Here is a 22,465-nt window from a genome sequence, read left to right as displayed (position 1 = left end):
TCTCCATAACCCAGAAGCGATAATGCCAAGTGTAACCAATCCTTTTATCGCTTAGCCATCGATAGGGATAAAAATGTATGATAGATCAAACCACTAGGCGTATTTCTACCCGCTCTTTCCCCCGGCCAATATTCTTACGTTTCAACGCTATTCTGCCCACCTCAGAGGTTCTTTTCAGATGTGTGCCGCCGCATGCTACCTGAGCGAACCCTTTGACTCGCCAAAAGCGCCTCTGTTTCGCTTCATCTTCAAACTCACTCTCAATGAGTTGACCTTTATTAATCAGGGCTTGGGCTTTATTTTCAAACTCTGGCAGCAGAGGGGAAAGACTCTCAGGCCAGACGAAGTCAATTCGGCTTTTGTCTTGACCGATATGCGCCCCAATTTTTTCGATATCAGGACAACGTTGAGTAAACAATTCGAGTACCACCTCTGCCGCAAAATGTAGCTTCATCAGAGCGTAGCGGCGAGCCCAATTAATCTCGGTAATAACCTCATCCCCGGCTTGAAATGGCGCTTCTGACGCTAGAGTATAGATAATCTCTGTACCCTGCTTTTGTGCGCACTCAACCTGAATGCCTGCGATTGTCCCTTCATCACTTTCCTGACCGCCTGACTCGGCATAGAAAATGGTTTTATCCAGTTTTATATTACGATCCTCAATCCAACTGACGGTAGAAACCAGCTCAGTTTGATAAGGGTTATCCCAGAATACTTTTGCCGTCATGGCTAACGCCTCCACTCATAGAGAATGTCTGGCAGTCCTTCTTCGTTTTCTGTATCGCCGCCAATCGCAACAAAACCATGTCGCTCATAGAATTGTTGAGCTCGAACGTTGTTTTCAAACGTCCGCAAACTCAGGCGTCCTGACGACTGCTGTTTCGCCATTGCCAACAGCCTGCTGCCTATCCCCATTGACTGATACTTTCGATGAACATAGAGCTGATTGACTTCACTGTTATTAATGGCGACAAAGGCGATAGGCTGATGCGTCTCGTGACTCAGCGCCACATAGATACTATGCGTTTCGGGTAAGATATGGTTGAGGAAAAACGCCTGTGATTCAAAGGGATGAACCGGAGGTATACCAATAGCGTCCTGCATTGAATCTCGCCACAACGACACGACGTCATGAGTGTGGCTTGGCTCAAAAGTCGTTACTTCAAAGCGCTGTGTTGTTTGCGTAGTCTCCATTCGCTTCCGCCGTCCCTTTAAATATTCCGTTGCCCTTACCCACCTTAACGGCTTAATCACAAAAAACAAAAGAGCCAGTCGATTGACTGACTCTTTCTGTTATCTGCATCAGCATTACTTCAGTTTATAGAACACCGTAGCTAATGGTGGCAGGCTGAGGTACAAGGATTGAGGCTGACTTTCACTCTCAACCTCTTCTGTCACTATGCTCTGTTTCACTTCATAACCACTGCCGTTATAGCGCAGGTCATCCGTATTAAGCAGCAGTTCATATTCACCCGCCAATGGCACACCTAATCGGAACTGCTCGTGAGGAACAGGGGTAAAGTTGGTGATCACCAAAATACGTTCACCATTATCGCTTAAACGTTCATGGGCCAGAATGGACGACTCAGCGGCATCCTGTAAACGCCATTCAAAACCTCGTGGCTCACAATCCAGTTCATGCATCGCACGTTCAGAGGTATACAACTTATTCAGGTCGCGAGTTAGCGCTTGCACACCTTGGTGGCGTTCAAACTCCAGCAGGAACCATTGCAGTTGATCGTCATGATTCCACTCCGCCGTCTGACCAATTTCAGCCCCCATAAAGTTGAGCTTCTTACCCGGTTGGGCGTACATGTAGCCAAGATAAGCACGTAAGTTAGCCGTTTGTTGCCACTCATCACCCGGCATCTTGTTGTGGATTGAACCCTTACCGTACACTACCTCATCATGCGAGAGCGATAGCACGTAGTTTTCACTGTGCGCGTATACTAGTGGGAAAGTAATGGTGTCATGATGGTATTTACGGTGGACAGGATCTTCCTGAATGTACTGCAAAGAATCGTGCATCCAGCCCATATTCCACTTAAAGCCAAAGCCTAGGCCACCCATAAAGGTAGGCGCTGAAACCCCCGGGAATGCCGTCGATTCTTCAGCAATGGTCATCGCATTCGGGAAGTATTTGTACACTTCCTCATTCATCCATTTCAGAGTCGCGATGGCATCGTAGTTTTCGTTGCCACCATCGACATTTGGAATCCACTGATCGTGGCTACGTGAGTAATCGAGGTACAACATGGATGCGACAGCATCGACTCGAATACCATCAATATGGAATTGCTCAAACCAGTACAGAGCATTGGATACTAAGAAGCGGCGTACGTGCTCACGACCTAAATCGTAAATGTAGGAATTCCAGTCCTGATGCCAGCCTCGGCGTGGATCCGGATCATGGAACAGCGGTGTTCCATCAAAATTGGCCAGCCCGTGATCGTCGGACGGGAAGTGAGCGGGAACCCAGTCCAACACCACACCAATTTCCGCTTGGTGACACTGGTCGACGAAATATTTAAAGTCATCCGGCGAACCAAATCGACTTGTTGGTGCAAACAACCCAACAGGTTGATAACCCCAGGAGCCGTAGAATGGATGCTCAGAAACTGGCATCAATTCAACATGGGTATAACCCATATCGACCAGATAAGGGATAAGCTGATCAGCCAGTTCACGGTAGTTCAAGAAATCGCCATCGTCATTACGACGCCATGAACCCGCGTGAAGCTCATAAAAAGACAACGCTTGCTTACGCTTTTCAGTGACAGGGCGGTTTTGCCACTGAGTATCCTGCCAATCGTAGCGGGCGTGATCATAAGTCACCGAGGCAAAGGAAGGGTACTGTTCTGCATACGCGCCCCAAGGGTCTGCCTTATGCGGCAGTCCTTCACCATTTGGCCCTTTCAGCTCATATTTATACTGAGTTCCTTCTTCCAGACCTGGCATGAAAATGCCCCAGATACCGTAGTCGAGACGCTGCATCGGTGTGCGTCGACCATCCCACTGGTTAAACTCACCGACTAAGCTACACGCTGAAGCATGGGGTGCATAAACGAGGAAACGAATACCTGAAATCTGCTTGCCGTCGCGCTCAAGCGTAACAAACTGCGCCCCCATATGATGGTACATATCTTTCGGCGTATGCAGGTCATCGTACTCGGCGTAGATAGTGTGGTACTGATACGGGTCATCGATCAGCTGCTCTTCACCAGCCCAATGAACCGCCAGCTGATAGTGCGTAAATTTCAGATCGCGTTGCTGCTGCAGGATAAAACCAGACGCATCTTCGCGTTCCAGCTCAACACGCTCTTCCCCTTCAATCACCAGTTCCACTTTATCGGCACCGGGCATCCATACCCGAAGTGCACCGTGTTCCGGGTCGAGGAAAGGCCCAATAAACGAGAAGGGATCCGCATACGACGCATGTGAAAGTTGGTTATACACTCTGGTTTTTTTGTCTAGTGTTGCCGCTTTCAAGTTATTCTCTCCCTAACCTAACTTTCTGAAAAATTCCGAAAGTCTGTTTACTTTTTGAGGTGGATAATTGCGGACAGGAACGCTGGTTGATAAGCGTTACAATCGAGGCGCAACGTAACCAGCTTCTGGTTTTATAAAACAAAGCCCGCTAATGATTGCGGGCTTAATATAGCGTTCTGAAAGTTTACCGAATTCCGGTTTCACATAGAGTGATAGAGTCGATATTTTTCTATGTTATCCGCAATAAAAGCCTTTTACTTACTGACCTTAGCGCGTACTTCAGTCAACTTATGCGCGATGCGATTCACCCCTTCACGAGCAAACACCTCGTCCAGATTCATCGACAATTTACGACGCCAGTTTGGATACTCCTCAACGGTGCCAGGAATGTTGACCGGCTTGTCCATTTCTAACCAATCTTCTAGCTGAACACTGAGCAGAGTGGAAGAGCCCGCAGCAACATGCAATTGCAGTGCTTCTGCAAGATACGAGTCCATTGGAACATACTGCGCATCGCGCCCCACACCTTCAGGCAGATAACCATGCCACGCCACAGAATCGAGAATGCCCTGTTTGCATTCAAGACGATCAGCAAACAGACTTTTTAGCTGTTCAGGATCCGGATACAGACCCAGCTCTTCGCCCATCTTCAAGTCGTCACAATGCCAGAAGCCACGTAATGTCGGCATATCGTGCGTACACAACGCAGACATAGATTGCTCCGCATAGTGCGCTGGAGAAATAAAGCCACCGTCTTCCTCAGACGTTTCGAAGAAGAATACCTTGTACGAGTGCACACCTGCTTCACGCAGAATCTCGACGATCTCATCCGGTACCGTACCTAGGTCTTCACCAATCACGCTACATTGATGACGGTGAGATTCCAGCGCAAGGATTGCCAACATGTCTTCAACTGGGTAGTAGATGTACGCACCTTTCGTTGCGTTTTCACCTTTCGGAATCCACCAAAGTCGTAGTAAACCAAGAACGTGGTCAATACGCAGCGCACCACAATGCTTCATATTGGCGCGTAGCAATTTGATGTACGCATCGTAACTGGTTTCCTGAAGCACTTGTGGGTTGAGTGGCGGTAGCCCCCAGTTTTGACCCAACGGGCCAAGGATATCTGGCGGCGCACCAATGCTGGCGTCCATCACTAGGTTACCGTCATCTGCCCAAGTTTCGGCGCCGGAATCCGCTACACCAACCGCTAAATCACGGTATAGGCCAACAGACATGCCTTTCTCTTCCGCTAATGCCTGAGCTTCATTGATCTGGATATCTGCGACCCACTGTAGGTACATGTAGAGGTGTACTTGGTCGTGGTTCTGTTCAATAAACTTCTGAACCGCTGTATTTTCAAAACGACGGTACTCGTCAGGGAAGACAGGCCAACCCCAGACGTTAGAATCTTCAGCATGCAGAGAAGCATGCAGCGCATCAAACGCCGCTTGATGCATCAGGCTGTCACCGCCTTCCTCTACAAACGCGAGGAACGCTTGAGCACGCTCGGTGTTCTTATCCAAGTGGCGCTTTTTGAATTCACTGAACAGTAATGGCAACACGCTCAATTTCAGATCCGCCACTTCGGTGTAATTGACCCAGTGCGATTCACGAGCTTTTTGCAGACGTTGCTGGAATTCCGCGCTGCCGACACGTTGCTGCGCTTCAATACTCAATGCAAACTCAGGAACAGAGCTGACATCAATGTACATGATGTTCAACCAACGGCGTGAAGACGGGCTGTATGGGCTCGCCCCTTCTGGGTTCGCTGGGAATAGAGAATGAATCGGGTTCAAACCAACAAAATCACCGCCACGGGACGCAATATCAGCCACCAACTGTTTCAGATCACCGAAGTCACCGATACCCCAGTTGTGCTGAGTGCGTAAGGTGTAAAGCTGAACGCTCGGGCCCCACATTTTTTTGCCACTGTCGATCTCGTCTTGCTTGAAACAAGATCTCGGCGTGACAATCAGAGTCATCTCATAAGGGGACTTACGACGCTTACGAGTGATGGTTAGCTTGTGGTAACCCCACGCTAAATCACTCGGCAATGCAAACACTAAAGGGCCACCCTCTTTACGCTCATCACGAACGATTTGAGACTGAAGATAGCCTTCAAGTACCTCTCCCTGCTCGGTATCTAAACGCCAGCTGAACTCGCTTTCACGAGCGCTAGCACCAAGATTTAGTGCCACTTCGACCGGATCACCATCGCGTACGACCAGTACCGGATCCAGAACATCCTTCTTGTGTTTTTTCTCTGCCGATTGCAGAAGAGTTTCATCATTTGTTGTGTCGTAGCCTAAAGACGCCAGTAAGTAACGAATCGTTTCATCGTCAACTTTTGCCTCATCTCCCCACGCGCTAACGTAGCTGTCGACAATTTTTGCCATTTCAGCGACTTGTTTTAATGCGTTTTGTTCTTTCATCGCTCTCTCCGAAGGACTGAATACCTTCAACATGTAGGGTTTTTATTAATATGTAATTAAGAGAGCCAAGGCTTTGCAGCCTTGGCTTTATTGTTAGGAATTAGCGTTTAACGGTTTCTAATTTCCAGATGTTATTGACGTAATCTCGAATAGAGCGGTCGGAGCTGAACTTACCAACCAATGCCGTATTCAGAATCGCTTTCTTAGCCCAACCCGCTTGGTCACGGTACTGCTTATCCATGTCTTCATGCGCCTTCACATAAGATGCGAAGTCCGCCAGACATAGGTACGGGTCACCACCATCAAGTAGGCTGTCATAGGTTGCACGCAGTTTACCTGGTTCACCCGGGGTGAATTCTTCACCCAGCAACAGCTCCAGAGACGCTTTCAGTAGTGGGTCTGCGTTGTAGTAATCAAATGGGTTGTAACCTTGTGCTCGTAGCGCTTCAACACCATCCACTTCTAGACCGAAGATGTAGATGTTGTCGTCGCCGACTTCTTCACGGATTTCAACGTTTGCACCATCCATAGTACCGATAGTCAGTGCACCGTTTAGTGCCATCTTCATGTTACCTGTACCTGACGCTTCTTTACCCGCAGTCGAGATCTGCTCTGATACGTCAGCAGCAGGAATGATGATTTCTGCCATGCTCACGCGGTAGTCAGGGATAAACACAACTTTCAGCTTGTTGCCGATACGTGGATCGTTGTTCACCTTCTCAGCAATTTTGTTGATCGCATAGATGATCTCTTTCGCTAGGTGGTAACCCGGTGCCGCTTTTGCTGCGAAGAACACTACACGTGGCGCCATATCGAAATCAGGATCGTTCAGTAGGCGGTGGTAAAGTGACAGAATGTGCAGCATGTTTAGATGCTGACGCTTGTACTCGTGCAGACGCTTGATCTGAACATCGAAAATTGCGTTGGTATCAAGTTCGATACCCATGTTTTCAGACACCCAGTCCGCAAGACGCTGTTTGTTCTCTTTCTTCACCGCCATGAATTCTTTCTGGAATTTCGCATCGTCCGCAAACTTAGAGATTTGCTCTAGCTGTTCCAGTTTCGCTGGCCATTCGGTACCAATCTTGTCTGAAATCAGTGCAGACAGACCTGGGTTACAGAACTTCAGCCAACGACGTGGCGTGATACCGTTGGTCACGTTGTGCAGACGAGTTGGATACAGTTCATCAAACTCAGGGAACAGGTCACGCTTAACCAGCTCAGAGTGCAGCGCAGCCACACCATTCACCGCGTAGGAGCCGATCACACACAAGTTCGCCATACGCACCATACGGTGGAAACCTTCTTGAATAATCGACAATTTCTGCTGTTTAGCGACATCACCCGGCCACTTCTGACGTACTTCCTGCAGGAACAGGTGGTTGATGTGGTAAATGATTTCCATATGACGAGGAAGCAGACGTTGAATCAGAGACTCACTCCACGTTTCCAAGGCTTCTGGAAGCAATGTGTGGTTGGTGTAAGCAAACGTCTTTGAGCTAATATCCCAAGCTTCATCCCAACCCAGACCTTTTTCGTCGATCAGGATACGCATCAGTTCAGGAATCGCGATAGTTGGGTGCGTATCGTTGAGCTGAATGGTTTCGTATTTTGGAAGCGACGCCAGTGTGTGGCCAGCTTCTTCGTGACGACGAAGAATGTCACGTACCGATGCTGCCGAGTGGAAGTACTGCTGCATCAAACGCAGCGTTTTGCCTTTCTCGTGATTGTCGTTCGGGTATAGAACTTTAGTGATGTTGCCTGCATCGATCAGCGAGTGCTGAGCTTCGAAGTAATCACCATTGTTAAAGCTCGCCAGTGAGAATGGCGCAATCGCCTGACATTCCCAAAGACGCAGTGGGTAAACCGTATCAGATTCGTAACCCACAATTGGCAGATCCCACGGCATTGCTTTTACAGACATGCCCGGAACCCAGCGACGCTTCTCTTTACCGCCCTCGTGGTAAACTTCCACATGACCGTAAAAACCGATTTCCTGAGCTAGCTCAGGGCGTGCGATTTCCCACGGGTAACCTTCTACACCACGCCATGCGTCTGGTGCTTCTTGCTGGTGACCTTCTTGGAACGACTGCTTAAACAGACCGTATTCATAGTGAAGACCGTAGCCCACAGTTGGGAATTCTTGTGCCGCGAGAGAATCCATGAAACACGCAGCCAGACGACCCAGACCGCCATTACCCAGTGACGGGTCACGCTCTTCTTCAAGCAGGTCTGTTAAATTTTGACCCATCTCTTCCATTGCTGCAGTGATTTGCTCGTATAAACCAAGGCTGATCAGGTTGTTGCCTGTCAAACGGCCAATCAAGAACTCAAGAGATAAGTAGTTAACGCTTTTTGCGTTAAGGATTTTGTCATCCTGTTCGGTTTGCAGCATATCAAACGTTGTCAGCTCAGCCAGAGCTCGGCCCATTGCCAGATACCAAGCGCGGCTATCGGCTTTTTCAACCGTCGTAGCGTACGTCGCGGTCAGATGCTTCTTGACGCTTTCCTGGAATGACGCCTTATCAAAATTTTTCTGTTGCGTAGGTTTCATTAGAGAAATCTCACTTATTGGGTTTAATCCATCTGAGACATATCGTGCATTGACACGACAACCAAAACATCCTCCCAGATACACGGCTTATTAGGAGGAGGATGAAGGGCGTAGAGGGCGTATGACCAGAGGCTCAGTGATCTAACTCTCAAATCAATTGGGCTCACACCTAAGCTCTGGTGATAAAGATCACACCATCAACGGATTTAACCTTAACGCTGATGTATGAATGTTAGGTGTTTGGATTCTCAATAAAATAATCAATATGTTCATCTGATCACATATTGAGCGGCAGATTTACGCAACTTTCACTGTTTTTGGTGCAGAAGGAGCGATAACTCTCACTTATAAAATCAACAAATGGTGATTAGAATCACAAAATAAGGGCGTAGGGAGGGGCAAAGTGTGAAATACGCGAAAATCTGGTGGTTGATCAATAACTGTCGCTATTGTTCTCAAGTAACATCCCTGTCATTAGGTCTGATTGACTAAGTTTTAATCAACACACTCCGAATAGAATCTGGATTCGAGAGTGTTTAAGAACAGGGAAAAGAAGATGTGGATTCCTTCGAAATTAACCCGTCCGGGACGCTTACACAACGCAATTGTCCGCCCAAGAGTTCTCGATTTATTACAGCAAGCCCCCTGCTATAAACTAGTCCTATTCCGCTCACCAGCAGGATACGGGAAGACGACTATGGCCTCGCAGTGGCTGGCTGATAAAGCCAATGCGGGCTGGTACAGTATTGATGAAAGCGACAATGATTCGTTCCGCTTTATCAACTACCTGTTACAGGCATTGAACAAGGCCACGCACAACGCTTGTCCAAACTCTCAGAAGCTGGCTGAAAAGCGCCAGTTCTCTTCACTTCATTCTCTTTTCAGCGAAGTATTTGCCGAGTTCGCCAATTTTCACCAAGAGTGTTATCTGGTTCTGGATGACTATCATCTTATCTCTAACGATGATATCCATGAGGCGATTCGCTTTTTCCTCAAACACATGCCAGACAACCTTACCCTAGTTGTCACTAGCCGTGCGACACCGCCGCTCGGTACGGCAAACTTACGTGTTCGCGACCTGATGATTGAGATTGGTGACGAATTGCTGGCATTCGATACAGAAGAAACCACCCGCTTCTTTAACCAGCGAGTGGCTGATGGGATTGATGATACGACCGCCGACAACTTAAGAAACTACGTAGAAGGCTGGCCTTCTGCATTGCAACTGATTGCGCTTCAAGCTCAACACCAACACAAAACACTGGCCCAATCAGCCGAATCATTCTCACAGTTTAACCACGCCCATCTTTGGGATTATCTGGTGGAAGAGGTGTTCGACCTTCTTGATGCAGAAACACGCCTGTTCCTGCTGCAATGCTCTGTTCTCGATCACTTCAACGATGTGTTGGTTTCCACTCTGACAAAGCGTGATGATGCCCTGAGCATGATTGAGTCACTCAATCGCTATGGCCTGTTTATCCACCCACTTGAAGGCGAGCAGAACTGGTATCGCTTCCACAATCTGTTTGCTGAATTTTTATCCCATGAGCGCTCGGCACGTATTCCTCAGCAAGAGCAAGAACTGCATCAAACCGCTGCCCAGGCGTGGTTGAATTTATCTTCTCCGCATCAGGCGCTTCGTCATGCGCAAAAAGCAGGGAACCGTCAGCTTACTGCAGACATCTTGAGCCAATATGGCTGGAAAATGTTTAACGGTGGTGAGTTACAAACAGTAGAAAAAGCGATCAACACCCTCGCCCCTGAGCAGCTCTATAGTGAGCCAAAATTGTGCATGCTTCAGGCATGGTTAGCGCAAAGTCAGCACAGATATAACGATGTGGGCGATCTGCTATCCAAAGCGGATGAGCAAATGAAAGCGCTTAATGTCACCCTCAGCACTAAAGAGCAAGGCGAGTTTAATGCCTTACGTGCGCAGGTAGCCATCAACCAAAACGAGCCGGAGAAGGCGCTTGAGCTGGCTGAGTTGTCACTAGGACAACTCGATAGCACAGTTTACCGAAGCCGCATCGTAGCAACATCCGTTGTTGGTGAAGTGAACCACGTGCTGGGTCATCTGAGCCGCGCATTGCCTATGATGCAGCAGACCGAAAAACTGGCACGTCAGTATCAGGTTTACCATCAGGCGTTGTGGGCGATGCTTCAGCAAAGCGAAATTCTGATTGCTCAAGGCTATGTTCAGGCCGCCTTTGAGGTGCAGGAAAATGCCTTCAAGCTGATCGAAGAACAACAGCTGCAGCAAGTCCCGATGCATGAGTTCCTGCTACGTATTCGTGCACAGATTTTTTGGTGTTGGAATCGTCTTGATGAAGCCGAGGAATGCGCCTATAAAGGCTTGGATGTACTGGGCAATCACAGCCCAAGTAAACACCTACACAGCTACTCTATGCTCGCGCGCATCGCTATCGGTCGTGGTGAGCTGGACAAAGCCAACAAGTTCATTGAGCAAATTGTTCACCTACAGAAACAGTCTACCTACCATGTTGATTGGACGGCTAACGCTTCGTTGTCTCTGATTCTGTTCTGGCAGGCACGAGGCGATATGGAAGCCATTCAACATTGGCTGGAAACCACACCTCGCCCAGAAAAAGCGTGTAACCACTTTACTCAACTCCAGTGGCGTAACATCTCCCGTGCACAGATCAATCTGGGTATGTTTGATGAAGCGGCTGAAACGCTTAAATTCCTTCAAGAGCAAGCGAATCACAACAGTCTGGTCACGGACAATAACCGCAACCTAATTGTTGAAGCTGTGTTGGCGACCACGCAGCAAGATGAAGAGCGCGCCAAGTTACTGCTCAAACAAGCGCTGGAACTGACAAATCAGACGGGGATTTTGGGCAATTTCCTCGTTGAAGGCGGCAAAATCGGTCATATTCTCGAAAAACTGGTCAACAAAAATGAGTTGGGTGATCTTGAACGCCACCGCGCTCAACAGTTGCTCAAAGACATCTCGACAACTCAACGTAGCCGCTCGGTTCACTTTGATGAAGAGTTTGTTGAAAAGCTGGTTAACCACCCGAATATTCCAGAGCTGGTTCGCACCAGTCCACTAACTCAACGTGAATGGCAGGTACTTGGCCTGATCTATTCTGGCTTTAGTAACGAGCAAATTGCTCAGGAGTTGGATGTGGCGGGCACCACGATCAAAACCCACATTCGTAACCTGTACCAGAAGCTCAATATCGCGAACCGAAAAGAGGCGATCAAAACTGCAGAAAACCTTCTGCAATTAATGGGTTACTGACACTAGGTTCTCAATCTCAGCAAAAAGCCCTGACTATCAGGGCTTTTTTACATCTGCTCAACGCCAGCAGCGTGCATCAGCTTCAAATGCCGCTGCAATGCCGCAAAGCTCTGCTCCCGAAACCATCGATGGGCAGGATCTTTTTGATGCTGACTGTGCCACAGCAGATAGTAACTATGCTTGGGCAAGTCGAAGGGCAATGGCTTTACAACATAGTCAAACCGATTGGCGAAGTAGCCCGCTAGATGCAAAGGCGCGGTAACCAGCGCATCACTCTGACAGACCAATTCCATTGCCGCAGTAAACGATGGCACTCTGGCGATCACCTTACGGCGAATCTGGCGCTGTTCAAACTGCTCGCCCACATACTGACGCATCTCTCGCATACCATGCACCATCACGTGAGAAGCACCAAAATAATCATCCATTTCAAGGCTAGCCTCAGCCAGCGAATGACTACCAGACATCAGCACCACATATTCGTCTTCAAGCAATTTTTTGCCGTAGATATTCTCAGGAAAGTAGTCGAGTGTAGTCGCCAGTACATCAATCGGGCTGTCACCAAGAACGCTGACATGCTGATCTTGCCACAGCTCTCCATTTACTCCTGCGTTTGGCGCCAATCTAAGCAGTTCAGAAGACACAAGAGGCACACTCGATTCAGATAAAAATGCCGTGTAGGCCAGTCTAAACTCTCGCTGACAAGCGTGAGGCGAAAACTCTTCCACCGCATAAAGCTCATCTAATGATCCAATCAAATCTGGCAGTTGAGCGAGTAACTGCTGGCCTTTGGCACTGACCACAAACTGCTTACCTTCCCGAATCAAAATCGGGTCGTCAAAGGCCGTCCTTATCTGGCTCAAGGTTCGGCTCATCGCTGACTGAGTGACGTTGAGCTGTAGTGCCGCCTCGGTCAAGCTACGAGTTTGGAGCAGTACCAGCAATGGGTGCAGCAGTTTGTAGTTGTTCATATCACCTTCTTAGAATCACAAAGATTTAAGCATCCAAACATCGCAGCCATTGTGCAAGGTACCTTCTAGCGGTGCAGTGAGGTGTTCGAATTCCAAGCTTTCGTAGAGACGCACCGCCGCAGACATATTGGACAAAGTGTCCAGATAGCAACGCTCAAAACCTTGTTGCTTAGCAAATTCTAAACAGGCCAACGACAAGGTTTTCCCCAAGCCAAGCCCTCTACTCTCTTTGAGTAAAAAAAGCTTCTTCAATTCGCACGTTTGCTCATCTTGCCCAAAAGGCGCAACGCCACAACCACCAACCACTTTGTCATCCAAGAGCGCAACTAAGTACAAGCTGCGGTTCTGCTCGTGATAGTGCTGGCTCATATTGTCGACCTCAGCATCAGACGGCCCAAACCCTTCTCCCACAGCACCATACTCTTTGCCGACCTGCTTGATTATCTGGCAGATCGCTGCATCGTGTTGCGCTGTGATAGGCACTATGCGGAGGTTGTCTTGGCTCATAGTCATCTCTCTTCAATATCATCTTGGACAGCTATTAAGGTAGAACCAATCAAGAATGAATTAAAGTCACTTTAAATCATATTAACCATGATAAAAAGTCATCATTTAAAGTTGGGAATTCCCTTCCCATCTCTTAGGGTTTACATTGTAAATTAATCTAATGTGCAACTTTGCTCGCTAGGATTAAACACCTAACAGTAACGACAACTGGAACCAAGTCACATTCTGACGCTATCAAATCGAGGCTTTGGTCAGCGTGTTCTTGCACTCTCCCATAAGCCTGCCAGAATGAAAATTATCAGTATAATGAATGAGATAATAAGTAATGGCTTGGTTGAGAAAACGGCTTCTTCCTGCTGCAATTGTCGCAGCACTTACCCCTTTGAGTTCCGCTTGCGCCGATATCGGCGATACCCCAGTAATTGGTGGGCTATTTAACTCAACAGAAGTGCTGAAAAATCAAATCACCTCGTCATTGTCCTACTCGACGCGCTTTGCTCGTGACATGACCCTGTTTACCATTGGCGGTCTCACTCTAGAGACCTACCTACTGACATTACCACTTGATGCAAGCACGAAAAGCCGGGTCATGACACAGCTCGCTGACCCGACTTATTCCATTCCTCTCGGCTATTTTCTTTATCAGTTCTACGATCGCTACACAGGAATAAGCAGTGACGATGAATTTAAAGCCTACCTGCAAATTGTGTATGACAAACAAGCACTGAAAGGCTTTGAGCACTCGCTCTTTGATCTAGAGGAGAAGGCGAAAAAAGCGCCTAAACAGCACGCCAAAGATCAGGCTCATCAGGAAGGCATCCAAATTAATGGTCAGTTTATGGCAGCCATGGTGACTGTATATGACGCTTTGGTTCAGATTGGCGAATGGCAGGATATGGATCGACTGCCTGAGCAATACACATATCTGACCAAGTCACCTGAGGATTTGGCATTGGTCGCCAAAATTCAACCTATCGTGGTTGGCATCCTGCAACAAGCCGCCTCGGGGATGGAAGATGGCGACATGAAACAGGCCATACTTGGTATTGTGGCCGATGGTGCAGCCGACAGGGCCAGCGAACCGAATAACAAAGCGCAAGCGTTAACCATTACCTTAATCGATTTTGTGCGTCTCAATGTGCTGAAAGCCTATCGCCAGTTTGTCTATCAGGATGAGAGACAAGAGCGCCTCAATGACTGGTTACAAAACGCGTTTGACGATCACCCTCAACAAGCAATTGAGTTTCTCGAGTCACAACAGAACCGCCGCTTTGCTGTTCAGATAACGGTCGACGGATTGCAACAAGGATTAATCGAAGGGTTAGTTGACCCTAACAAGCCTTTTCTCTCCCACGCTTACCAGCAACATATCAAGAGCACTGAGCTCGGCAGCCCTGTCGTAACAAGTAGCCCTGAGCACGTTCAATCCATGCGTTTTCTTCAGGTTCTGTCAGAACAAACGTATCGTGACCCTAACTACTTACCGTTTTTCAAACGACTTTACCAAAACCATACCGACTCCATTGCTCGGGTAGGTATCTCTTCCACACCGACGATCAGCGTAAGAAACTTGCCTATCATCAAGACAGGGGCAAAAGTCTCTGGCGAACAGGGAACAGGAATCCCAAATTTCCACTTTGTCGATCGAAACGAAGACAGAGCCTATTACTTCTTTGGCAATGACGCCCTTCAACTCGATCGCTTAATGCAGGCCAATCAGGTTCAGACGATGTTTGACCGACTGGTTCACCTGAAAACGCTTAACTGTAACGCCCAATACGACTGGAATGCTCACACCAGTTACGACGGTCTGGTTAACCTTGGCGCAGGCGAAGCACTGCGTGACTTTGGTGAGAAACGTTGTTTGAGAGAGCTGAATGAAAGAGCCGAAGTTGAAAACGTGCTAACGAAGCAGCGCCAATCCCTCATCGATAACATTCAAAGCTATCAAGAGATCCCGCTATGGGACTTCTACACCAAACTGACGCGCAAATGGAAGATTGAACAGGACATCGCTACTTATGCAGAGCTTGATAGACAAGGGATGCCAGATTACGCCCTGATTTACAATCCGTGGCCGGATCACTTCGCCCACTTTGTTGGCCCTTTCAGTGATGAAATCATTATGCCAACCGGTGAACTCAACCGCCTCGATTACTGGATACGTCAAATTGAACAAGCGTACAAAGACGCCGGCATTTACCAGCAGACACTTTGGGGCATGGCGGGGGATCACGGTTTATCTCCGGTCTATTACACCTTGAATCCAGAGAAAGCGATCTTTGAACCACTTTCGGAATCACTCGACTACCCTCTGGTGATCAAGAAAATTTCATCCGATGAAGGCGAAGGGCCGAAGATCACCAATGCATTGAATTATCCAAGTAACCAAGGCGTTGATGTAGTGGTAGCCTCTACCGCTGGCGGTAACTTCATGATGGATATGTTTAATTCGCAATCGGGTTGGCAAACACAACCTGTCTATTCGGAGCTGACCAACTGGACACCGGTCAATGCACCACAAGGGGAAAAGCTGGACATCATTGCCGAGTCCGTAGAAAAGCTTTCAGACAGTCTCGACTATCTAGTCGTCAGAGAATCAACCTGCGATGAGACAGAGTGTCAGGTACGTTTGGTCGCTCAGCGTGACGGCAAACGAATCGATGAGCTCATCATCAAACAAGGAGAGCGCTATTTCTACAAAGCCAATAGCAAAACGGCGTTACTTGAAGTCAACAAACTCAACCCTTATCTGCCTTCTCCAAATCAAGCACAGCTTGAGACGTTTGCTCAGTTGGTCAATCAATGTGTCAACCGGGCAGACATCGACAACCCACAAAGCTGGTGTGATGAAATGCAATGGCGCGACCTGACCCAATTTACGCCTCGGCCTGATTCAGTGGTACAACTCGCCAAGCTTTATGCCGAACCGCGAGCAGGAACCGTGAATTTGTTCCCTCGGGAAGGCATTGGCTACAACACGAAAGTTCCGGGCCGTCACGCAGGCGAAAGCTATTTGGAGAAGGACGCCTTTATCGGATTTTGGGGCAGTCCAATAGGTAAACATGCGACGCCACTGAGTAGTGAGGAGAACGGCTCTCTGGCTCCAACCCTGTATCAATACCTGACCGGAGATGACGTCAAAGCCGGAGACAATGGTTGGGGATATCCATCATTGCTTAGCAAACTCGATATTCACTAAGCCTCCTTCACTAACAAAAAAGCGCCTTACGGCGCTTTTTCAGTTATCTGGAAATCAGAATTTTTTCGGTGCATAACCTGTCATGACTTCAAGTCTCAGCTCTTTACCCAGCTTAGTCATTGGGTGAACCACGATGAGACCTTTAACTGACCTTTTCAGCTTGCCCATATCTGCTTGTTCTTCTTTAGTAATTGCACGTGAGAATGGCATGTCAATCAAGCTCTTACGCTCTTTGTTCATGTCGTATTTCTGTTTACTTTTCATCACGTGAATTTTTTTGCTTAGTTTATCTGCTTCATCAGTGAACTTAGTCACCATTTCCTGATCACCACGAGATTTCGCCGCATCCAGCTTACGCTGACACTTGTCCAGACGATTGTGAAGGTTTTGAAGTTCTTGCTTAGTACTCATGGTATTGATCTCATTGAAACAGAAAAGGGCGGCGAGTGTAGCACAAGCTGACTCGCTGCCCTAATTTTAGTCGTTAGACGTGTTTTTGGTCGTAGTCTTTCATGGCTTTTTCGAGCAATTCAAAGTCTGGTTGAGTCAGATATCTACGCATAGCGATGAATTTTTCTTCAGGCCATTGGTAAATTTCCAGCGCCACCAGCTTCTCTATCAGCTCAGGAGCAAAGCGATGTTTAACCAATCTGGCAGGGTTTCCGCCGACAATCGTGTAAGGTTCCACATCTTTGGTCACCACACTGTTGGCCGCGACAACCGCACCTTCACCTAAAGTCACGCCCGGCATGATCATGGCACGCATGCCTATCCATACTCCGTCATGAATGACGGTATCGCCTTTACTTTGATAAGAGCGTTCAACCTCTTCCATAAACGGGTAGAGACAAAACCAGTCCGTTCTATGGTTGTGATTCCCACCCATCAAAATAACGGCTTCTGCTGCGATGCAAACATAGTCACCGATATAGAGCTGATCAATATCCCATCTCGGCTGCCATTGCTTGCTGACTTCGTCACCATGTAAGTAGCGGACGACGGACTGTTCAAAACCGTTATCCCAGCAATCGCTGTAGTAGCTGTGAGTCCCTTTGATATGAATGTTTTTGTTCTGCACCACTTGATGCAGTAACTGAAATGTCGACCAGTGTTTTTGTGGCATGACAAAATCCTCAATATTTAATTCAGATTTGCCACGGAACGAATTTCGTGGCGTTGCTTAGACGTTCAGCTAAACAACGCTTATTGGATGCGCGGCTGCTTAAGCAGCGGGATGATTTTCATGGTCAGCTCTCCTTTCGAGGCGCAACTTTACGCGAAAAGGCGGTTTTTATGTCAATATTGAGTCAGCATATTAAATACACCGTTAGATTGGGTTTGCCTATGTATAAGCACCTTTTTCCGCTGGCTCTAGTTACTATGACAGCAGCCATCACGCCCGCAACGTATGCCGCTGAGAAGAACATTCAGATCCAATATCTGCCCCCCGCCAACCAGGCCGAAAAGCAACTGAAAGCAGACATTGAAACAAGCGGAGTCAACGACACCGTGATAGAGCTGTCAGACACGCTGTTCCCATTTAACAAGACGCTAACGATTCAATACGGAAGCGAGGACGGGCCATTGTATGACCCAGAGCAGCACACGGTACATATGCCTTATCACTTCTATCAGGAAGCGTTGGATTACTTTATCAACAACAAGTACGACGAAAAATACAGCAAAGAGACAAAATTAGGGGCGATGGACACCGTTTTGCACACTCTGCTCCACGAAGCAGGACATGCGTATATCGCCGATCAAAATATTCCCATTCTTGGCAAAGAAGAAGATGCGGTGGACAACCTTGCGGCGATTTTAATGATCGAATACCTGGATAATGGCGATGAAGCCGCGATCAGTGCCGCCGATATGTTTGCTTTTGAGTCCGATGACAGGCCAGATTTCTACGACTTTGGTGAATACATCGACGAGCACAGTTTTGACTTACAACGCTACTTCTCGACTTTGTGTTTGGTTTACGGCAGCAATCCCGACAAGCACAACAATTTGCTCGATGAAGTAGAAAATGATTATCTTGCAGATAGAAAAGATTTCTGTGTTTTTCAGTACCAGTCGATCAGCGATAACTGGCACACTTACTTAAAGCAACCAGCCGCTGATCAATAAGGCAGCGTACCCGTAGTAAATGAAAAGAGGATAAGCTTATGAGTCAACTAACTATTTTCTACGATGGTACCTGTCCACTGTGCGTCAAAGAGATGAAACGTTTAGCGCACCACGATAACCAGCAGCATTTGTTGTTGGTTGATATCCACTCGGAAAGCTTCCTCAATTATCCTGAGATCGACGCCAAACGCGCGGCTAAAATCCTTCACGCCGTGGATGATAACGGGACGCTACTGCTTGGTTTAGATGTGACTTATCTGGCATGGAAACTGGTTGGAAAAGGCTGGTTGTACGCACCATTGCGTTGGAAGCTCATCCGTCCAGTTGCTGATTGGTGCTACCTCAGATTTGCCAACAACCGCTACACCATTTCTAAGCTGCTGACTGGAAAGAGAAAGTGCGATTCCGGTCAATGTTTCCGATAAAATAGGACTAATGTCTAACGTCAAACACCCATTAACCTATCAAGATTCACAGTCCTGAATCGATAATTTGGCTAATCTTATAAAATAACCTTTTGGCTTATGATGATTTTGCTCGCCTATTCAGCAACAAAATAGACGTGGTCTGTCATGAGCTAATTGCAATAAGTAGGCACAGCCAACATTGGCCCTCCCAGTTTGGTCAAGTGCCCAATAAAGACAAAGACAGGATGTTTTATATGAGTCTAACTATTCGAAGTCGCCTGTACATTTTGGCGCTTGTTCCGTTACTAGTAATCGCACTGGGTATGCTCGGTTTTACCTATGTAAAAACCAACGAACTCAATGATCAGCAAATCGAAGTCACCCGCACTAACATGATGAATATGAAAAAGGCGGAGCTGCGTAATTATCTTCAAATGGCGAAATCTGCCATCCAACCCTTTCTCGACAGAGGAGCCAGCCTAGAAGAAGCCTACCCGACCCTCAAAACTTTGGAGTATGGCAAAACCGGCTATGTGTTCGGCTATGACTCAAAAGGCATCCGAAGAGTCCAAGGGCAAAGTACCAAAGGCATTGGCGACAGTTTCTGGAACCTTCAAGATAAGCAGGGCAATTATCTGATTCAGGATTTGATCCGCAACGCTAAAAGCGGCGAATTTACTACTTACTACTTCCCTAAACCGGGAGAAACAGAAGCTCTACCTAAACTCAGTTATTCCATCTTCATCCCTGAGTGGGATCTGATGTTAGGGACTGGATTCTATACCGACGACATCGATGCGATTATCGCAGAGATGGAACGCACCACGACAGAAGCGCTACAGGAAACCCTCTCTGCCATCATTTTATTCTGTATCGTCATCGCGGGTATCGTTGCCGCCTTCGCTGTGGCCGTTAACCGAACCATTCTCAAACCATTGGAAATGTTCGATGCTTCAATCAGTTCTTTTGCCAGCGGCGATGCGGACCTGACTGCTCGTATGGAAGATTTCAAAGCGCCTGAGTTCTCCCAGCTCAGCAAAAACTTCAATGCCTTTGTCGCTAGCCTGCAAACCATCATTCGAAGCGTCAGCGATGTAGGCCAACAGGTTGTTTCCGAGACCAGCGACATGTCAGGCCGCGCGGCGAAAGTCGATGAGCTGGCCTCAGGTCAACGTCAAGAGACTGAGCAAGTGGCAACCGCGATGACCGAGATGACCACCACGGCATCCGAAATTTCAAACAATGCCAGCCAAGCGGCGCATTCTGCCAAAGAAGCTGACGACAATGCCAAAGAAGCACAGGGAATCGTCAATTCTGCCGCGCAATCGGTGGAAGCGCTGGCGGAGGAAGTCTCTCAAGCGAATGGCGTTATCTCCCGTCTTGAAGGCGATGTGCAAAACATCTCCTCCTCGTTGGAAGTGATTCAAGATATTGCTGAGCAAACCAACTTGCTGGCACTTAACGCCGCCATTGAAGCCGCTCGTGCTGGTGAGCAGGGTCGTGGGTTTGCGGTTGTAGCCGATGAAGTGCGTAAACTGGCAAGTCGTACCCAAGATAGTACTGGCGAGATTCACCAAATGATTGAACAACTGAAAGCTGCGTCGGACGATGCGGTAAGAGCGATGGAGTCAAGCCAAAAACGCGGTGCCAGCACAGTAGAAGAAGCCAACGCTGCGGCTCAGGCGCTGATTCAGATTCAGGAATCCATCGGCACCATCATGGATATGAACTCCCTCATCGCGACCGCAACCGAAGAGCAAAGCTTGGTTGGCCAAGAAATTTCACAGCGCATAGTGGTGATTTCAGACCAGAGCTCACAATCGGCTGAACTGGCCAATGAAAACCGTTCGGGCAGCCAAGAGCTCAACCAACGTGCCAATGAACTGTACGATCTCGTGGGTCGATTTAAAGTGTAAGCGCTCAGTCCCTAGAAGCCCGCATTGATTGCGGGCTTTTTTATTTATCTTCTAAAACGCCGGCGAAATTCCCCTGGGGTCAGCCCCATGACCTGACTGAATACCTTTCGACATGCGCTGGCGTTTTCATACCCTACCTGGTGGCTTATCCACTCAAAAGAGCGAGTCGAACTTTCTAGGTAATCACAAGCCTTCTGCACCCGCACTCGCTGCAAATACTGATTTGGATTCATTCCTGTGGCTTTCATAAATCGACGCTGAAACGTTCTTTCGGTCAAGTTTGCTTCAACAGCCAATTGTTTTACCGACAGTGTCTGAGAGAAGTGAGCACTGATTCTGTGCTGACTTTCAACTATTGCAATATCACCATGAGAGAATGACGGCGTGAACTGCTGGTAAAACCTCTGTTCTCTTGGCGCAGTGTCTATCACCAACATCTTGCCCAGCTGCCTCATGATTTGTGGTGAAGCATACCGAGAGACCAATTCCAGCCCAAGATCCAGCCAAGACATCATACCGCCCGCTGTAATCACATCGCCATGATCAATTAAAATCTGATTTATTTCGGTAGGCTGTGTTGGATACTGCAACTTAAACTCCGCAGCTAGCCCCCAATGGGTGGTCAGAGGCCTTTGTCCACTAATCCCTGATGCCGCCAAGATAAACGCGCCAGCACACGCCGACGCAATCACACTGCCACGACGGTGTTGCTCAACCAGCCATTCAAGCGTTGATGAGTCTGGTTTTCGATAGAACTGAGCGTCAATGCTAGGAGGAAGTAGCACGACATCAAATTGCTTGGAAGAGCTGTCACACGCATCAATAATATGCGCTTCAAACTCCGTCTCAAGTTCATTCTCACGACATGCTCGGTTGGCTAGCTGAAAAAGCTCTTCAAAACCAAACACCGCCGATTTGAGAGCAAAAGGATAGTTAAATACGGCAATATTAATCTTAGGCATACAATGTCGTTTTTAGCATCATTTATGTCATTTTAGACTCTAAAAAGCCTAAAAATAAAGCGCCATAATGACTCTACTTTGAACGATACCAAACAGGAGAGACAAAATGAGCCAGAAAGCACTACTCGTCATCGATCTACAAAACGACTACTTTCCAAACGGGAAATTCCCTCTTTGGAACACAGAGAACACGTTAACCAATATCAAAGCGGCGATTAAAAAAGCCCAACAAAAAGAGATTCCCGTTATTCACATTCAGCATATTGCAGACCCTGCTATGGGTATCGCACCCTTTTTCAATCAAGGCAGTGCGGGCGCAGATATTCACTCAGAGATTCTCGCGAGTGCACCAGAAGGGGATGTTGTGGTTAAATCCTTCGCAGACAGCTTTGAACAAACAGAGCTAGACAATGTGCTCAAAAAGCATGGGGTAACTGAACTGATTATTTGTGGCATGATGACGCAAAACTGCGTGACTCATACTGCGATTTCCAAAGCAGCAGAGCAATATGAAGTATCTGTGCTGGCGGATTGTTGCACCACCACCGATGAAATGATTCATAACATTGCCCTTCATGCCATCTCTACACGTGTTCCGTTGATAAACACTGAGCAATTGATTTAAGC

The 22,465-nt window shown here is 47.8% G+C and carries 16 protein-coding genes; 6 read left to right on the top strand and 10 right to left on the bottom strand.

The features are described 5' to 3' along the window. Nucleotides 1-85: 85 nt before the first annotated feature. From F0265_RS02110 to F0265_RS02090, 5 genes are all read right to left on the bottom strand, one after another. Nucleotides 86-727: an alanyl-tRNA editing protein gene (locus F0265_RS02110; RefSeq protein ID WP_171747564.1), complete on the bottom strand. Its 642-nt coding sequence runs from the start codon at nt 725-727 to the stop codon at nt 86-88. A gap of 2 nt (nt 728-729) precedes the next feature. Next, a complete protein-coding gene (locus F0265_RS02105; RefSeq protein WP_171747563.1) occupies nt 730-1,194 on the bottom strand; it encodes a GNAT family N-acetyltransferase in 465 nt (154 codons plus the stop codon). A gap of 114 nt (nt 1,195-1,308) precedes the next feature. Continuing rightward, a complete protein-coding gene (glgB, locus tag F0265_RS02100) occupies nt 1,309-3,489 on the bottom strand; it encodes a 1,4-alpha-glucan branching protein GlgB (protein WP_171747562.1) in 2,181 nt (726 codons plus the stop codon). Between the two features lie 254 nt (nt 3,490-3,743). Beyond that, nucleotides 3,744-5,924: a 4-alpha-glucanotransferase gene (malQ, locus tag F0265_RS02095; RefSeq protein WP_045986417.1), complete on the bottom strand. Its 2,181-nt coding sequence runs from the start codon at nt 5,922-5,924 to the stop codon at nt 3,744-3,746. 100 nt (nt 5,925-6,024) lie between these two features. Beyond that, nucleotides 6,025-8,478, bottom strand: a complete 2,454-nt coding sequence (locus F0265_RS02090) for a glycogen/starch/alpha-glucan phosphorylase (protein WP_171747561.1) — start codon at nt 8,476-8,478, stop codon at nt 6,025-6,027. Between the two features lie 556 nt (nt 8,479-9,034). On the opposite strand from F0265_RS02090, the gene malT reads away from it, so the two are divergent. After that, nucleotides 9,035-11,743, top strand: a complete 2,709-nt coding sequence (malT, locus tag F0265_RS02085) for an HTH-type transcriptional regulator MalT (protein ID WP_031342294.1) — start codon at nt 9,035-9,037, stop codon at nt 11,741-11,743. Nucleotides 11,744-11,790: 47 nt separating this feature from the next. Here malT and F0265_RS02080 read toward each other — a convergent pair whose 3' ends face one another. Continuing rightward, on the bottom strand, nt 11,791-12,714 hold the full coding sequence (locus F0265_RS02080; RefSeq protein ID WP_171747560.1) for a LysR family transcriptional regulator: 924 nt from the start codon (nt 12,712-12,714) through the stop codon (nt 11,791-11,793). 15 nt (nt 12,715-12,729) lie between these two features. Then, nucleotides 12,730-13,221: a GNAT family N-acetyltransferase gene (locus tag F0265_RS02075; protein ID WP_171747559.1), complete on the bottom strand. Its 492-nt coding sequence runs from the start codon at nt 13,219-13,221 to the stop codon at nt 12,730-12,732. A 325-nt stretch (nt 13,222-13,546) separates the two neighbouring features. On the opposite strand from F0265_RS02075, the gene F0265_RS02070 reads away from it, so the two are divergent. Then, complete coding sequence (locus tag F0265_RS02070; RefSeq protein ID WP_171747558.1) at nt 13,547-16,423, top strand: alkaline phosphatase family protein; 2,877 nt, start codon at nt 13,547-13,549, stop codon at nt 16,421-16,423. A gap of 54 nt (nt 16,424-16,477) precedes the next feature. On the opposite strand, the gene F0265_RS02065 is transcribed toward F0265_RS02070, so the two are convergent. Together F0265_RS02065 and F0265_RS02060 are read right to left on the bottom strand one after the other, a co-directional pair. Then, nucleotides 16,478-16,834, bottom strand: a complete 357-nt coding sequence (locus tag F0265_RS02065; protein WP_006961819.1) for a YibL family ribosome-associated protein — start codon at nt 16,832-16,834, stop codon at nt 16,478-16,480. A 73-nt stretch (nt 16,835-16,907) separates the two neighbouring features. Next, on the bottom strand, nt 16,908-17,546 hold the full coding sequence (locus F0265_RS02060; RefSeq protein WP_171747557.1) for a CatB-related O-acetyltransferase: 639 nt from the start codon (nt 17,544-17,546) through the stop codon (nt 16,908-16,910). A 221-nt stretch (nt 17,547-17,767) separates the two neighbouring features. On the opposite strand from F0265_RS02060, the gene F0265_RS02055 reads away from it, so the two are divergent. From F0265_RS02055 to F0265_RS02045, 3 genes are all read left to right on the top strand, one after another. Further along, on the top strand, nt 17,768-18,553 hold the full coding sequence (locus F0265_RS02055) for a DUF4344 domain-containing metallopeptidase (protein ID WP_171747793.1): 786 nt from the start codon (nt 17,768-17,770) through the stop codon (nt 18,551-18,553). Nucleotides 18,554-18,591: 38 nt separating this feature from the next. After that, on the top strand, nt 18,592-18,978 hold the full coding sequence (locus F0265_RS02050; protein ID WP_171747556.1) for a DCC1-like thiol-disulfide oxidoreductase family protein: 387 nt from the start codon (nt 18,592-18,594) through the stop codon (nt 18,976-18,978). A 236-nt stretch (nt 18,979-19,214) separates the two neighbouring features. Further along, entirely contained in the window at nt 19,215-20,876 is a 1,662-nt protein-coding gene (locus F0265_RS02045; RefSeq protein ID WP_065742487.1) for a methyl-accepting chemotaxis protein, read from the top strand. Between the two features lie 44 nt (nt 20,877-20,920). Here the strand turns inward: F0265_RS02045 and F0265_RS02040 are convergent, their stop codons facing one another. Then, nucleotides 20,921-21,838, bottom strand: a complete 918-nt coding sequence (locus tag F0265_RS02040; RefSeq protein WP_065742486.1) for a helix-turn-helix domain-containing protein — start codon at nt 21,836-21,838, stop codon at nt 20,921-20,923. 106 nt (nt 21,839-21,944) lie between these two features. Here F0265_RS02040 and F0265_RS02035 point away from each other — a divergent pair, with 106 nt between their 5' ends. Next, nucleotides 21,945-22,463, top strand: a complete 519-nt coding sequence (locus F0265_RS02035; RefSeq protein WP_045986407.1) for a cysteine hydrolase family protein — start codon at nt 21,945-21,947, stop codon at nt 22,461-22,463. Nucleotides 22,464-22,465 lie beyond the last annotated feature (2 nt).

Source organism: Vibrio sp. RE88 (genome assembly GCF_013113835.1).
GTDB lineage: Bacteria > Pseudomonadota > Gammaproteobacteria > Enterobacterales > Vibrionaceae > Vibrio.
The sequence above is the reverse complement of the archived record's forward strand: the minus strand, read 5'-3'. Positions and strand labels throughout refer to the sequence as shown.